This window comes from Curvibacter sp. EU05-FHT14A10, assembly GCF_058791075.1.
Map to the genome: position 1 here is coordinate 388,316 of NZ_JBYTDE010000004.1, position 12,711 is coordinate 401,026.

Sequence of the window (12,711 nt, forward strand, 5' to 3'; positions counted from 1 at the left end):
GGAGTGGTAGTTCAGTTGGTTAGAATACCGGCCTGTCACGCCGGGGGTCGCGGGTTCGAGTCCCGTCCACTCCGCCAAACCTGAAAAGGGTCACAGATTCGTCTGTGACCCTTTTTTTATTTGTGCTGTTCTATCGATGTGACCTTTCAGTGCTTGATGCTGACCTGCGCTGATGGCATGCCATCCAGCGCAGCGACTTTTGTTGAGTCGTTCAGACCGGATTGCTTGGTTACCCGGTCTGGCAGGCAAGCCACTCAGCGTGGGGCCAGGCGGATCGCACCATCGAGTCGGATCACTTCACCATTGAGCATGTCGTTCTCAATGATGTGCTGGGCCAGGCGGGCGTAGTCATTGGGTGTGCCCAAGCGAGAAGGGAAGGGCACGCTGGCGGCCAGGGCATCTTGCACTTCTTGTGGCATGCCGAACAGCATGGGGGTGCCGAAAATGCCTGGGGCGATGGTCATGTTGCGGATGCCATTGCGTGCCAGGTCGCGCGCGATCGGAAGGGTCATGCCGACCACGCCACCCTTGGAGGCGCTGTACGCAGCTTGGCCGATCTGCCCGTCGTATGCCGCCACAGAAGCCGTCGAGATGAGCACCCCACGTTCTCCGGTGGATTCGGGTTCGTTCTTGCACATGGCATCGGCCGCCAGGCGGATCATGTTGAACGTGCCGACCAGGTTGACCATGATGGTCTTGGAGTAGACGGCCAAGGCGTGGGGGCCATTTTTGCCAACGGTCTTTTCTGCGGGGGCGATGCCTGCGCAGTTCACCAGTCCCACCAACTTGCCCAAAGAGGTGGCTTTGGCCACCACGGCTTGGCCATCGGCCTCCTGGCTGACGTCGCATTTGACAAAGGCACCACCGATTTCGCGTGCCACCGCCTCGCCTTTATCGGCTTGCATATCGGCAATGACCACGGTTGCGCCGTTGGCAGCCAGCATGCGTGCTGTGCCTTCGCCCAAACCCGAGGCGCCGCCCGTGACGATGAAAACCCGATCCTTGATCTGCATGTTGTCTCCTTGATGGGAAGTGATGAGTGACGTTTACGTAAACGTCAATTATGGCATTGCCAACCCTGCGGGCAAGTTCTTGACGGCACAATGCCGGGCTTGCCCTGATGACGCGTCCTGTGCGCTTGATGGGCTCGTTTGCATCTGTTCGTTTTGAATCTTTCCATGAAATCTGTCTTGAATGCCTTGATGCAGGCCGTGCCTGCGCGCGCCCGTTGCGGGGTGCTCGGCCTGTGTGCCGCGCTGTTGCTGGCCGCCTGTTCGACGGCGCCTGAAATCAAACCAGGCACTGCCCGCAGTGACGGCAGCACTATGCCTGTGCCGCCCGCTGTCCCAGAGCCGCCACCCCGTCCTCCCCTGAAGGTCGGTCTGGCTTTGGGAGGGGGGGCGGCCCGCGGTTTTGCCCACATTGGCGTGATTCAGGTGCTGGAAGAAGCGGGCATCAAGCCTGATCTGGTGGTGGGTACGTCGGCGGGCAGTGTTGTGGCCGCGCTTTATGCCAGCGGCAAGACCGGGCCCCAGATGCAGCAGGTGGCTGAAACCATGGAAGAAGCGGCTATCACCGACTGGACGCTGCCCTTGTTCAGCCGGGGCATGCTCAAGGGCGAAGCCCTCGCACGGTATGTGAACGGCTTGCTGGGCAATCGCTCGATCGAGGACATGAAACTGCCGCTGGGCGTTGTGGCGACCGATCTGCAGACCGGGCAGGGCGTGTTGTTCCGCCGAGGTAACACAGGCACGGCGGTGCGTGCATCAAGTGCTGTGCCGTCGGTCTTCCAGCCGGTGAGCATTGGGGGTCATGATTATGTGGATGGCGGGCTGGTGTCGCCTGTGCCCGTGCGCTACGCCCGGCAGATGGGGGCCACCTACGTGGTGGCTGTGGACATCTCCAGCCCGCCTGAGGGCAATCAGGCCAATGACTCGCTGCAGATCCTGCTGCAAACCTTTGCCATCATGTCCAAGAGCATCAACAACTGGGAGCTCAAGGAGGCCGACCTGGTGGTTCGGCCGGCATTGTCGGGCGTGAAGAGCGCCGATTTTGGCGCTCGTCGCCGCTCCATTGAGGCAGGCCGTCTGGCCATGCAGCAGGCTTTGCCAGGCTTGAAGGCGGCGTTGGCAATGGCCCGTCAGCCCTGAATGGTGTTGCTGCGGGAGGGATCAATGCACAAAAAAAGCCCAGTCACTGACTGGGCTTTGAATGGATCCCTGAGCCGAAGGCATCGAAAAGACCCGAGGAGACAACTGCGAAACCAGGCTCCGAATTCTGTGGTCCCGCTGGCTTGCGCCAGCGGAGAACCATCAACGCTTCTTGGCAGCGGTGGTGCCGGTCTTGGCGGCGTTCACAGCGGTGGCAGCCACGGCGTTGAAGTTGGCTTCAGCCACGTCGGAAGCTTGCTTGACGGCCTTTTGCACCGATTCAAAAGCGTTGTTGGCAGCAGCCACAGCGCTCTTGATCACGGCCACGGCGGTTTCAGAGCCGGCGGGGGCGTTCTTGGAGGCGTTGTCCACCAGGCCCACGAACGACTTTTGAACTTCGCTGGTCTTGGATTCGACGGCCTTGCCGAACTCGGCGCCAGTGCCCGAAGCGATGTCGTACAGATGACGGCTGTAAGCAGCGGTCTTTTCAGCCAGGGGCTGGAACAGGCTGGCTTGCAGAGCCAGCAGTTCTTGGGCGTCCTTGACGTTCAGCACGGCTTGGGTGTGGCTGGCGGCTTCTTGCAGAGCAGCGCGCGAGGCGGTCACGTTCAGTTCAACCAGCTTTTCGATGCCTTCGAAAGCCTTGGTGGTCAGGCCGAACAGGGTTTCAACGTTGGCCTTGTGAGCAGCCAGGATTTGTTCAGTGGTCAGAGACATAGGGACTCCTATTAAAAAATGTGAATTGGAATTTCCTCTGCCCTGAACCGACTTAGTCATGTTGCAGTGCAGCATGGGTTGAAGTATGCGGGTGCTAATTCGCCTTGGCAAGTGTTTTTTGCTGCGTTGCAACAATTTAGATCTCATTTTCTAATTACTCACATCGGACACCAACGTTTCATGCAAGCCTTCTACGCGGATCACTTTGTCCTGCCATTGCCCGAAGGGCACCGCTTCCCAATGCAGAAATATCGCCTGCTCAGGGACCGTCTGGTGGACGAGTTGCCCGAGGTGGTGCTGTGCGAGGCACCTCGGGCGACCGATGGCGAACTGGCCCTGGCCCACGATCCGGCCTATGTCGACGCCGTGCAGACGGGCAGCCTCTCGGCGGCGGCTCAGCGCGAGATCGGTTTTCCCTGGAGCGAGGCCATGGCCGAACGTTCGCGTCGCTCGGTCGGTGCCACGGTGGCCGCCAGCCGCATGGCTTTTTCAGAGGGCATCGCCGCCAACCTGGCCGGGGGGACGCATCACGCCGGGGTGGCGCAGGGCGGCGGGTTCTGTGTGTTCAACGATCTGGCGGTGGCCGCCCGTCTGATGCAGGCCGAATGGTTCCGGCGCTCCAGGCGCGCACTGCAGGTGCTGGTGATTGATCTGGATGTGCACCAGGGCAATGGCACGGCGGCCATTTTTCGGGACGATCCGACGGTCTTCACCCTCTCGCTGCACGGCGAAAAGAACTTTCCGTTTCGCAAGGTTCCCGGAGATCTCGATGTGGACCTGCCAGACGGCTGTCGCGACGATGAGTACCTGCAGGCCCTGGAGCACGCCTTGCAGGAGGTGGAACACCGCTTTGATCCGGGTTTTGTGCTGTACCTGGCCGGTGCCGACCCACATGAGGGCGATCGTCTGGGGCGCCTCAAGTTGAGCCATGATGGTCTGGAGGCCCGTGACCGCAGGGTGTTCAGCTGGGCTTTCGAACGTGGCCTGCCCCTGGCCTTTGCCATGGGCGGTGGTTACGGCCACGATCTGCAGACCACAGTCCGTGCCCAGTTCAACACTTACCATGTGGCTGCGCAATTTCATGCGCGCTGGCAAAATCGTCGGCGATGAACACCGATGCCAACCCCACCGCTGCGGCCCGGCCCAGCCCTGAGCCCCGCAGTGCCTACGCCGCCTTTCGCACCATCACCACCCGCTGGATGGACAACGACGTTTACGGCCACGTCAACAACGTCGTCTACTACAGTTGGTTTGACACCGCGGTCAACGCCTACTTGATCGAGCAGGGGGTGCTCGACATCCATGCCGGCAGCACCATCGGTCTGGTGATCGAGACCCAGTGCAACTACTTTGCGCCCCTGGCTTTCCCGCAGAACATCGAGGCTGGCATCCGTGTCGCCCGGCTGGGCAGCTCCAGTGTGCGCTATGAGGTGGGCTTGTTTGCCGAGGGTGAGGCCTTGTGTGCGGCCAAGGGGCATTTTGTGCACGTCTACGTCGACCGGGAGACCCGCCGTCCGGTGCCTGTGCCCGAGCCCTTGCGTGCGGTCCTGACTGGCTTGAAGCGTTGAGGGACGGCAGAGTCGCCGCAGGCATTCGCCGCTCGGCAAGACTGCCTTTGCCCATCGCGCAGGCCCACTCGGCGCAGGCTCTCCCGCAGGTGCCACAATGAGGGTTGGCAAGGGCCTCGAGCCCCTCAAGACAACAGAGACAGATTCCCCGCTGTGCACCGTGGCCTTCCACCCGGCGCACCCCGAACCGCTGCGGCAGGCCAGCCGCGACACACCATGATCATCACCAGCCTTCTCGACACCGACCTGTACAAGTTCACCATGATGCAGGTGGTGCTGCACCAGTTTCCGGGGGCTCAGGTCGAGTACCGGTTCAAGTGCCGCAATCCTGGCGTCAACCTTGCGCGCTACGCCAACGAGATCCGCGACGAGATCCGCTCGCTGTGCAGCCTGCAGTTCCAGGATGCCGAACTGGCCTACCTGCGCTCGATGCGTTTCATCAAGAGCGACTTTGTCGATTTTCTGGGCCTGTTCCGGCTCAATGAAAAGTACATCACCATCACGCCGCTGCCCAGCGACGAGATCGACATCACGATCCGCGGGCCCTGGCTGCACACCATCCTGTTCGAGATCCCGGTGCTGGCCATCGTCAACGAGGTCTACTTTCGCAACACCCAGCCCGTACCCGACTTTCCGGAGGGGCGCCGCCGCCTCGACGTGAAGATCGCCCAGTTGCAAGGTGAAGGCCTGTCCAACCTCAAGATTGCCGACTACGGGACCCGGCGCCGCTTTTCGCGGGCTTGGCACGAAGAAGTGCTGCGCGTGCTGAACAGCCGCCTGAGTCATCAGTTCGCGGGCACCAGCAACGTGCTGGCCGCCATGCGCCTGGGCATCACCCCGCTGGGCACCATGGCCCACGAGTACCTGCAGGCCTGCCAGGCCCTGGGGCCGCGCCTGCGCGACAGCCAGGTGTTCGGGTTCGAATCTTGGGCCAAGGAGTACCGCGGTGACTTGGGCATTGCGCTCAGCGACGTCTACGGCATCAATGCCTTCCTGCGCGACTTCGACATGTATTTCTGCAAGCTGTTCGATGGCGCGCGCCACGACAGCGGAGACCCCTTCGCCTGGGGTGAACGCCTGATCGAACACTACCGCAACAACCGTGTCGACCCATGCACTAAGACCCTGATCTTCAGTGACGGCCTGACCATCCCGCGCACCATCGAGCTTTACCAGCAGTTTCGTGGCCGCTGCCTGTTGGCCTTCGGCATCGGCACCAACCTGACCAACGACCTGGGCTGCGAGCCCTTGCAGATCGTCATCAAGATGACCCGCTGCAACGGCCAGCCGGTGGCCAAACTGTCCGACAGCCCCAACAAGAACATGTGCGACGACGAGAAATACCTGGCCTACCTGCGCCAGGTGTTCGAGATCGCCCCGCCCTGAATCCACACGCCCACGGGGTGCTGGGCGGCCTTGATGCCTGGCCAGCACCATTTTTGCCCAACCGCCTGCCCGCAGCCCGCACGTTGATTGCCATGTCCAAACCCAAGATCCTGGTGGCCCGCGCCATCTTCCCTGAAACCCTGGAACGCCTCAGTGCCCATTTCGAGGTCGACGCCAACCAGGCCGATGTGCTTTTCACCCCGGAGGAGCTGAAGGCCCGCCTGGCCGACAAGCAGGGTGTGTTCACCACGGGCAGCGAGCGCATTGATGAGGGGCTGCTGGCCGCTTGTCCCGCCCTCAAGATCTGCGCCAACATGGCGGTGGGTTTCAACAATTTCGATGTCGACGCCATGACGGCCCGTGGCGTGCTGGGCACCAACGCCCCCGACGTGTTGACCGAGACCACCGCGGATTTCGGCTTTGCCCTGCTCATGGCCACGGCACGCCGCGTGACCGAAAGCGAGCACTTCCTGCGCCGTGGCGAGTGGACCCGCTGGAGCTACGACATGTTTGCCGGTACCGAAGTGCATGGCAGCACCCTGGGCATCATCGGCATGGGCCGCATCGGGCAGGGCATTGCCCGCCGTGGTGCTTTGGGTTTTGGCATGGACGTGATCTACCATAACCGTTCTCGCCTGTCGCCCGAGCTTGAAGCCGAGTGCAAGGCCCGCTATGTCGGCAAAGAAGAGTTGCTGCGCCGCGCCGACCACGTGGTGCTGGTGGTGCCCTACAGTGCCGCTTCGCACCACACCATCGGCGCGCCGGAACTGGCCTTGATGAAGCCCAGTGCCACGCTGATCAACATCGCCCGCGGCGGCATTGTGGACGATGCCGCGCTGGCTGTGGCCTTGCGTGAGCGCCGCATTGCGGCTGCCGGGCTTGACGTGTTTGAGGGCGAGCCCAAAGTGCACCCGGATCTGCTCACGGTGCCCAACGTGGTGCTGACGCCTCACATCGCCAGTGCCACGATCAAGACGCGCCGCGCCATGGCCGATCTGGCCGCCGACAACCTGATCGGCTACCTGGTGCACGGCAAGCCCCTGACCCCGCTGAACCCGGCCGTCTTGGGCGCCTGACCCCGGCAGCATGGTGGACCTGTTGATTTTCGGCGCCCTGTATGGGCTCCTGCTCGTCTTGCTGCTGGTGCTCCTGTTGCGCCGCCCCCCTCAGGCGGCCGAGGCGGTGTTGGAAGCCATCGCGGCCAGCGCCGAGCGCACCGAGCGTGAGCTGCGGCGTGAATTGGCGGACAGTGCCCGCGGCACCCGCCAGGAGCTGAGCCAGTCGTTGGCCACCTTCCAACAGACCCTGTTGCGCCAGGGTGCCGAGGCCACCCGCACCCAGAACGCCCAGCTCGACGCCTTTGCCCAGCAACTCACCCTGCTGCAGAAATTGCTCACCGACACCCTCGCCCAGCAGGTGCAAGGCCTGAGCGAGGCCAACGCCCGTCGCCTGGGCGAGCTGCGCGCCACCCTGGAGGCTGCTCTGGCCCAGTTGCAGCAAAGCAATGCCGCCAAGCTCGACGAGATGCGTCAGACCGTCGACGAGAAGTTGCAAAGTACCCTCGAAGCCCGCCTGGGGCAGAGCTTCAAACAGGTGGCCGATCGGCTTGATCAGGTGCACAAGGGGCTGGGCGAGATGCAGACCCTGGCCCAGGGCGTGGGTGATCTCAAACACCTGCTCACCAACGTCAAGACCCGCGGCATGTTCGGCGAGGCGCAACTGGCTGCCCTGCTGGAGCAGGTGCTGGCCCCCGACCAATACGCCGAGCAGGTGGTTACCCGCCCCGGCAGCCGCAACCCGGTGGACTTCGCCATCCGCCTGCCCGGGCGGTCCGAGGATGGCGCGCCGCTGTGGCTGCCGATCGACGCCAAATTCCCCAACGAGGACTACGAGCGCCTGCTCGATGCCCAGCAGCGTGCCGATGCGCCCGCCGCTGAACTGGCTGCCCGGGCCCTGGAGCTGCGCATCCGCACCGAGGCGCGCTCCATCGCAGAAAAGTACATCGAGCCCCCCCACACCACCGACTTCGCCATCCTGTTCCTGCCCTCGGAAGGCCTGTATGCCGAAGTGTTGCGCCGCCCGGGCCTGATCGAGGTCTTGCAGCGTGAGCACCGCATCACGCTGGCCGGGCCCACCACACTGATGGCCATGCTCAATTCGCTGCAGATGGGGTTTCGCACACTGGCCCTCGAGAAGCGCTCCAGCGAAGTCTGGCAGGTGCTGGGGGCCGTCAAGACCGAATTCAACAAGTTTGGTGAGGTGCTCAGCAAGGTCAAGGAGCAGACCCAGACCGTGCTCAACACGTTGGACCGGGCCCAGACCCGCAGCAATGTCATGAACCGGGCCCTCAAGAAGGTCGAGGCCTTGCCCGACCCCGAGGCCGCGCGCTGGCTGCCTGAGTTGGCCCAGCCCGGTGCACTGCCGTCACCAGACGCACTGGATGGGGGAGGTGAGCCCTCTTGAAGCGTCGTCTCAACCAGGAACTGGCCCGGCTGATCACGGCCCAGGTCTGCATCCATGCCGCCATGGCGGGCATGCGCATGGCCACACCCTTGCTGGCCTTGCAACAGGGCTACAGCGCGGCCTCGGTCGGGGTGCTGCTGGCGCTGTTCGCTCTGACCCAGGTGTTTCTGGCCTTGCCCGCAGGCCGCTTTGCCGACCGCCATGGCCTGCACCGGCCCCTGGCCATCTGCGTGGGCGTGTCCTTTGCGGGATCGGCCGTGGCGGTCGCCTGGCCGCACTTTGCGTCTTTGTGCCTGGCGGCGCTGTGCACCGGGGGGGCCGCCGGGGCCGCCGTCATTGCCTTGCAGCGCCATGTGGGGCGCCTGGCCGAGGGGCCGACCGAGCTCAAGAAAGTCTTCAGCTGGCTGTCCTTGGGGCCGGCGGTGTCCAATTTTGTGGGGCCCTTCTTTGCCGGCCTGATGATCGATCACTTCGGCTATCGCGCCGCCTTTGGTCTGATGGCCTTCCTGCCCCTGATGTCCTGGTGGTGGTCGCGTTCGGTGCGGGCGCTGCCCGCCGTGGAGCCACCGCCTGAGCACCGCCAGCGGCCGGCCTGGGAGCTGTTGCGCGACGTGGGCTTCAGGCGCCTGCTGCTGATCAACTGGTGCCTGTCCTCTTGTTGGGATGTGCACACCTTTGTCGTGCCCTTGCTGGGCCATGAGCGCGGGCTCAGTGCTTCGGTGATCGGCACCATCCTTGGGGCGTTTGCCGTGTCGGCCTCGGGCGTGCGGATGTTGCTGCCCCTGTTTGCCGAGCGCGTGCACGAATGGGCCGTGATCATGACGGCCATGTTGACCACGGCCTTGCTGTTCGGGGTTTATCCGCTGCTGCAAGGCCCCTGGGCCATGGGCCTGTGCTCGGTACTGGCTGGCTTTGCCCTGGGTTCGGTGCAGCCCATGATCATGAGCACCCTGCACCAGATCACACCCCACGATCGCCATGGCGAGGCGCTGGGCCTGCGGCTGATGACCATCAATGCATCCAGTGTGTTGATGCCCATGCTGTTTGGCTCAGCCGGCGCGCTGGTCGGGGTGGGGTCGGTGTTCTGGGCCTCGGGCCTGCTGGTGGGCGCCGGCTCCAAATTGGCGTGGGGCATGCGTGACGGGCCACATCATCCCTGACGGATGGGGTGTCGTGGGGCTTCGAGCCCCCCGGCTGCCGCGCAAGCCCTGCAACTCAAAGCCCGTAAAAAGCCTGGATCTGCTGCCAGGCCTGCAGTGGCTCGTCGGCGAAATGGAACAAGGCCAGGTCTTCCGGTGAAATGGTGCCTTCTTCGACCATCACATCAAAGTTGATCAGGCGCTTCCAGTAATCGGTGCCGAACAACACGATGGGCACGGGCTTGGCCTTGCGCGTCTGCACCAGGGTCAGCACTTCGAACAGTTCGTCCAACGTGCCAAAGCCCCCCGGAAACGCCACCAGGGCCTTGGCGCGCATCATGAAGTGCATTTTGCGCAGCGCGAAGTAGTGGAACTTGAAGCACAGACTGGGTGAGATGTAGGGGTTGCCTTTTTGCTCATGGGGCAGGGCGATGTTCAGCCCCACGTTCAGGGCGCCCATGTCGTGTGCCCCACGGTTGGCGGCCTCCATGATGCCGGGGCCACCGCCGGTGCAGATGTAGAGCCGGTCTTCCTTGGGGCGCTTGTCGCTCTCGGCGGCGACCAGGCGGGCGAACTGCCGGGCCAGATCGTAGTAGCGTGAATTGCGCACTGCCTGAACGGCTCGGGCAATGGCCCGTGGTTCGCCAGCGGCCTGGGCCTTGTCGAGTGCTTCCTGGGCTTCGTCTGGGGCCAGGTAGCGGGCGCTGCCAAACACGACCACCGTGTTGTTGATGCCCTGGGCCGCATGGGCCAGGTCGGGCTTGAGCATCTCCAACTGAAAGCGGATCCCCCGCGTCTCGCGGCGCAACAGGAACTCCGGGTCTGCGAAGGCCAGACGGTAGGCGTCTTCGTCAAGCGAATAGCCGTTGTTGGCATGGTTTTGCAGTTCGGCCCAGGCATCAGCCAGGCGACGGTCATTGAGTTGGGTATTGGCTTCCATGGAGATTCATTGTGCCGCTGCTTTATGCGTTTTATGTGCAGTGCACAACGGTTTTTGCTTAGGCGCCACAGGGTGGTTGACTGCTATGCTGCCACCCATGACAAATGCGGCTGCAGGGGCCGGCGCTGCAGGCGCGCCCCGTTTTTCCGAGCTGTTGCAACAGCGCGCCTTCATCCGGTTCTGGTTCACGCGGCTCAGCGCCACCACAGGCAATCAGATGCTGATGGTGGCCGTGGGTTGGCAGATGTATGAACTGACGGGCCAGGCCTGGGACCTGGGCCTGGTGGGGCTGTACCAGTTTCTCCCCGCATTGCTGCTGACCCTGGTGGCCGGCCATGTGGCCGACCGGGTGCACCGGGCCCGCATTGTGGCCGCCTGCGTGCTGGCGCAGGGCCTGGTGGCTGCTGTGCTGGTGGTGGCCACGTTGGGTGGCTGGGTCAGCCGCGACTGGCTGCTGTGGCTGTCGGTGGTGCTGGGCACGGCGCGGGCCTTCCAGATGCCCGCCCAGCAGGCCCTGACCCCCGTGCTGGTGCCGCCGGCCATGCTGCCTCGGGCCATGGCTTTTTCGTCAGCCGGCATGCAGGCAGCCATCATTGGCGGCCCCGCGTTGGGCGGGGTGATCTTTGTGGCCGGCGCCACCGCGGTGTACCTGTGTTGCGCGGCCCTGTTCGCCTTGGGCATCGTGCAGATCCTGCGGGTGCACTATGAGCACGACCCGCCGCCCCAGGAGCCGGTGTCCTTGGGCACGCTGATGGCCGGGGTTCGTTTCATCTGGGAGCGCAAGGTGGTGCTGGGGGCGGTGTCACTCGACCTGTTTGCGGTGCTGCTGGGGGGTGCTGTGGCCCTGTTGCCGATCTATGCCAAAGACGTGTTGCACGTCGGACCCTGGGGGCTGGGCCTGCTGCGTGCGGCGCCCGCAGCCGGCGCCCTGCTGATGTCGGTGCTGCTCACGCGCTGGCCCATGGACCGCCATGTGGGGCGCAAGCTGTTGCTGGCTGTGGCGGTGTTCGGTCTGGCCACGCTGGTGTTCGGTGTGTCCACCAGCCTGTGGCTGTCGCTGGCGGCGCTGGCGGTCTCCGGTGCTGCAGACATGGTCAGCGTGGTGGTGCGCCAGACCCTGGTCCAACTCGAAACCCCGGACGCCATGCGCGGCCGCGTGAGTGCGGTCAACTCGGTCTTCATCGGGGCCAGCAACCAACTGGGCGAATTCGAATCGGGGGCCACGGCTGCCTTGCTGGGCCCGGTGGGTTCGGTGGTGCTGGGCGGGGTGGGCACCGTGCTGGTGGCCGCTTTGTGGTTCAAGGGCTTTCCGCAACTGGCGCAACGTGACCACATGCAGGCCCGTCGCTGAGTACCGCTGTTTTCACCGTCAACAAGGGTTTTGAACATGAACGATTCCAAGCAGTCTGCGGCACCGTTGTTCGAGGTGCTGCCACGCGATCTCAGCGCCTATCGGCAAGGCAATGTGGGCATTGACTATGTGCACCGCTTCGAGTCGGGCCGCCCTGGCCCGCACGTGCTGATCAATGCCCTGACGCACGGCAATGAGTTGTGCGGCATGGTGGCCGCCACTCATTTGCTGGACAGCGGCGTGCGGCCTCTGCGGGGCACGCTGACGGTGTCGTTTGCCAACGTCGCCGCCTACGAGAGCTTCGACATCGAACGCCCCTTCGACAGCCGCCAGTTGGTGCACAACCTCAACCGCGTCTGGTCGGCCGCCGAGCTGGAGGGCCGCGAGGACAGCCCCGAGTTGCGCCGGGCCCGTGAGCTGCGGCCGGTGGTGTCTGCCGCTGACCATATTCTGGACATCCACTCGACCAGCCAGGATGTGCAGCCCTTCTGGGTGTACCCCGCCTATGCGCGCAATGCTGAAGTGGCCTTGGCCGTGGGCCTGCCGCCGGTGCACATGGTGATGCCCAGCGGCCTGGGTTCGGGCACCCCGCTGATCCAGCACGGGCGCCACGGCGAGGCGGCCAGCGATGCCGGCGCTGCCTTGGTGGTGGAATGCGGCCAGCACTTTCTGCAGTCGGCTGCCGACACCGCCACCGCAGCGGCCCTGGGCTTTCTGGCCCATTTCGGCCTGGTCGAGGCCCCCAACGGGGCCGTCCGCGAACGGCCCACCCCCCGGCGCTTCGAATTGCTGCAGACCTGCCTGGTGCAGACCTCTGATTTCGCCTTCGCGCGGCCTCTGGTCGGTTTTGAAAGCTTTGCCCAGGGTGAACTGATCGCCCGCGATGGCCCGCACGAAATACGGGCCCTGTGCGATGACTGCACCGTGATGATGCCCACCCGGGCCCCGGTGGTGGGGCGCGAAGCGGTGTACCTGACACGCCCCCTCTGAGCGGCGC

12 protein-coding genes and 1 tRNA gene are annotated in these 12,711 nt (G+C 64.1%); 10 read left to right on the forward strand and 3 right to left on the reverse strand.

Annotated features, from left to right (window positions below):
* Positions 1-77: transfer RNA gene (locus AC3WUT_RS10350), tRNA-Asp, on the forward strand.
* Positions 78-254: 177 nt separating this feature from the next.
* On the opposite strand, the gene AC3WUT_RS10355 is transcribed toward AC3WUT_RS10350, so the two are convergent.
* Entirely contained in the window at positions 255-1,013 is a 759-nt protein-coding gene (locus AC3WUT_RS10355; protein ID WP_492346989.1) for a 3-hydroxyacyl-CoA dehydrogenase, read from the reverse strand.
* Positions 1,014-1,202: 189 nt separating this feature from the next.
* On the opposite strand from AC3WUT_RS10355, the gene AC3WUT_RS10360 reads away from it, so the two are divergent.
* Positions 1,203-2,150, forward strand: a complete 948-nt coding sequence (locus AC3WUT_RS10360; RefSeq protein WP_492347065.1) for a patatin-like phospholipase family protein — start codon at positions 1,203-1,205, stop codon at positions 2,148-2,150.
* A gap of 162 nt (positions 2,151-2,312) precedes the next feature.
* Here AC3WUT_RS10360 and AC3WUT_RS10365 read toward each other — a convergent pair whose 3' ends face one another.
* Positions 2,313-2,867: a phasin family protein gene (locus AC3WUT_RS10365; protein ID WP_492346990.1), complete on the reverse strand. Its 555-nt coding sequence runs from the start codon at positions 2,865-2,867 to the stop codon at positions 2,313-2,315.
* Positions 2,868-3,047: 180 nt separating this feature from the next.
* Between AC3WUT_RS10365 and AC3WUT_RS10370 the strand changes: the two genes are divergently transcribed.
* The 6 genes from AC3WUT_RS10370 (at position 3,048) to AC3WUT_RS10395 (ending at position 9,444) form a co-directional block, all read left to right on the forward strand.
* Positions 3,048-3,977: a histone deacetylase family protein gene (locus tag AC3WUT_RS10370; RefSeq protein WP_492346991.1), complete on the forward strand. Its 930-nt coding sequence runs from the start codon at positions 3,048-3,050 to the stop codon at positions 3,975-3,977.
* Positions 3,974-4,435: an acyl-CoA thioesterase gene (locus AC3WUT_RS10375; RefSeq protein WP_492346992.1), complete on the forward strand. Its 462-nt coding sequence runs from the start codon at positions 3,974-3,976 to the stop codon at positions 4,433-4,435. The genes AC3WUT_RS10370 and AC3WUT_RS10375 overlap by 4 nt, the downstream gene beginning before the upstream one ends.
* 216 nt (positions 4,436-4,651) lie before the next feature.
* Positions 4,652-5,821 carry a nicotinate phosphoribosyltransferase gene (gene pncB, locus AC3WUT_RS10380; RefSeq protein WP_492346993.1) on the forward strand — a complete coding sequence of 390 codons (1,170 nt, stop codon included), beginning with the start codon at positions 4,652-4,654 and terminating at the stop codon, positions 5,819-5,821.
* 92 nt (positions 5,822-5,913) lie between these two features.
* Positions 5,914-6,897: a 2-hydroxyacid dehydrogenase gene (locus tag AC3WUT_RS10385; RefSeq protein ID WP_492346994.1), complete on the forward strand. Its 984-nt coding sequence runs from the start codon at positions 5,914-5,916 to the stop codon at positions 6,895-6,897.
* A 10-nt stretch (positions 6,898-6,907) separates the two neighbouring features.
* Entirely contained in the window at positions 6,908-8,284 is a 1,377-nt protein-coding gene (locus AC3WUT_RS10390; RefSeq protein ID WP_492346995.1) for a DNA recombination protein RmuC, read from the forward strand.
* A complete protein-coding gene (locus AC3WUT_RS10395; RefSeq protein WP_492346996.1) occupies positions 8,281-9,444 on the forward strand; it encodes an MFS transporter in 1,164 nt (387 codons plus the stop codon). The genes AC3WUT_RS10390 and AC3WUT_RS10395 overlap by 4 nt, the downstream gene beginning before the upstream one ends.
* Positions 9,445-9,499: 55 nt before the next feature.
* On the opposite strand, the gene AC3WUT_RS10400 is transcribed toward AC3WUT_RS10395, so the two are convergent.
* Positions 9,500-10,363, reverse strand: coding sequence for an LOG family protein (locus AC3WUT_RS10400; protein WP_492346997.1), 864 nt, complete (start codon positions 10,361-10,363; stop codon positions 9,500-9,502).
* 97 nt (positions 10,364-10,460) lie between these two features.
* On the opposite strand from AC3WUT_RS10400, the gene AC3WUT_RS10405 reads away from it, so the two are divergent.
* Both AC3WUT_RS10405 and AC3WUT_RS10410 read left to right on the forward strand, forming a co-directional pair.
* Positions 10,461-11,714: an MFS transporter gene (locus AC3WUT_RS10405; RefSeq protein WP_157443661.1), complete on the forward strand. Its 1,254-nt coding sequence runs from the start codon at positions 10,461-10,463 to the stop codon at positions 11,712-11,714.
* A gap of 36 nt (positions 11,715-11,750) precedes the next feature.
* Complete coding sequence (locus AC3WUT_RS10410; protein ID WP_492346998.1) at positions 11,751-12,704, forward strand: M14 family metallopeptidase; 954 nt, start codon at positions 11,751-11,753, stop codon at positions 12,702-12,704.
* Positions 12,705-12,711: the final 7 nt, after the last annotated feature.

Coding starts and splice junctions, on each gene's coding strand:
- AC3WUT_RS10390 (WP_492346995.1), top strand. CDS start 6,908: ATGGTGGACCTGTTGATTTTCGGCGCCCTGTATGGGCTCCTGCTCGTC.
- AC3WUT_RS10410 (WP_492346998.1), top strand. CDS start 11,751: ATGAACGATTCCAAGCAGTCTGCGGCACCGTTGTTCGAGGTGCTGCCA.
- AC3WUT_RS10375 (WP_492346992.1), top strand. CDS start 3,974: ATGAACACCGATGCCAACCCCACCGCTGCGGCCCGGCCCAGCCCTGAG.
- AC3WUT_RS10370 (WP_492346991.1), top strand. CDS start 3,048: ATGCAAGCCTTCTACGCGGATCACTTTGTCCTGCCATTGCCCGAAGGG.
- AC3WUT_RS10365 (WP_492346990.1), bottom strand. CDS start 2,867: ATGTCTCTGACCACTGAACAAATCCTGGCTGCTCACAAGGCCAACGTT.
- AC3WUT_RS10400 (WP_492346997.1), bottom strand. CDS start 10,363: ATGGAAGCCAATACCCAACTCAATGACCGTCGCCTGGCTGATGCCTGG.
- AC3WUT_RS10360 (WP_492347065.1), top strand. CDS start 1,203: ATGCAGGCCGTGCCTGCGCGCGCCCGTTGCGGGGTGCTCGGCCTGTGT.
- AC3WUT_RS10385 (WP_492346994.1), top strand. CDS start 5,914: ATGTCCAAACCCAAGATCCTGGTGGCCCGCGCCATCTTCCCTGAAACC.
- pncB (WP_492346993.1), top strand. CDS start 4,652: ATGATCATCACCAGCCTTCTCGACACCGACCTGTACAAGTTCACCATG.
- AC3WUT_RS10355 (WP_492346989.1), bottom strand. CDS start 1,013: ATGCAGATCAAGGATCGGGTTTTCATCGTCACGGGCGGCGCCTCGGGT.
- AC3WUT_RS10405 (WP_157443661.1), top strand. CDS start 10,461: ATGACAAATGCGGCTGCAGGGGCCGGCGCTGCAGGCGCGCCCCGTTTT.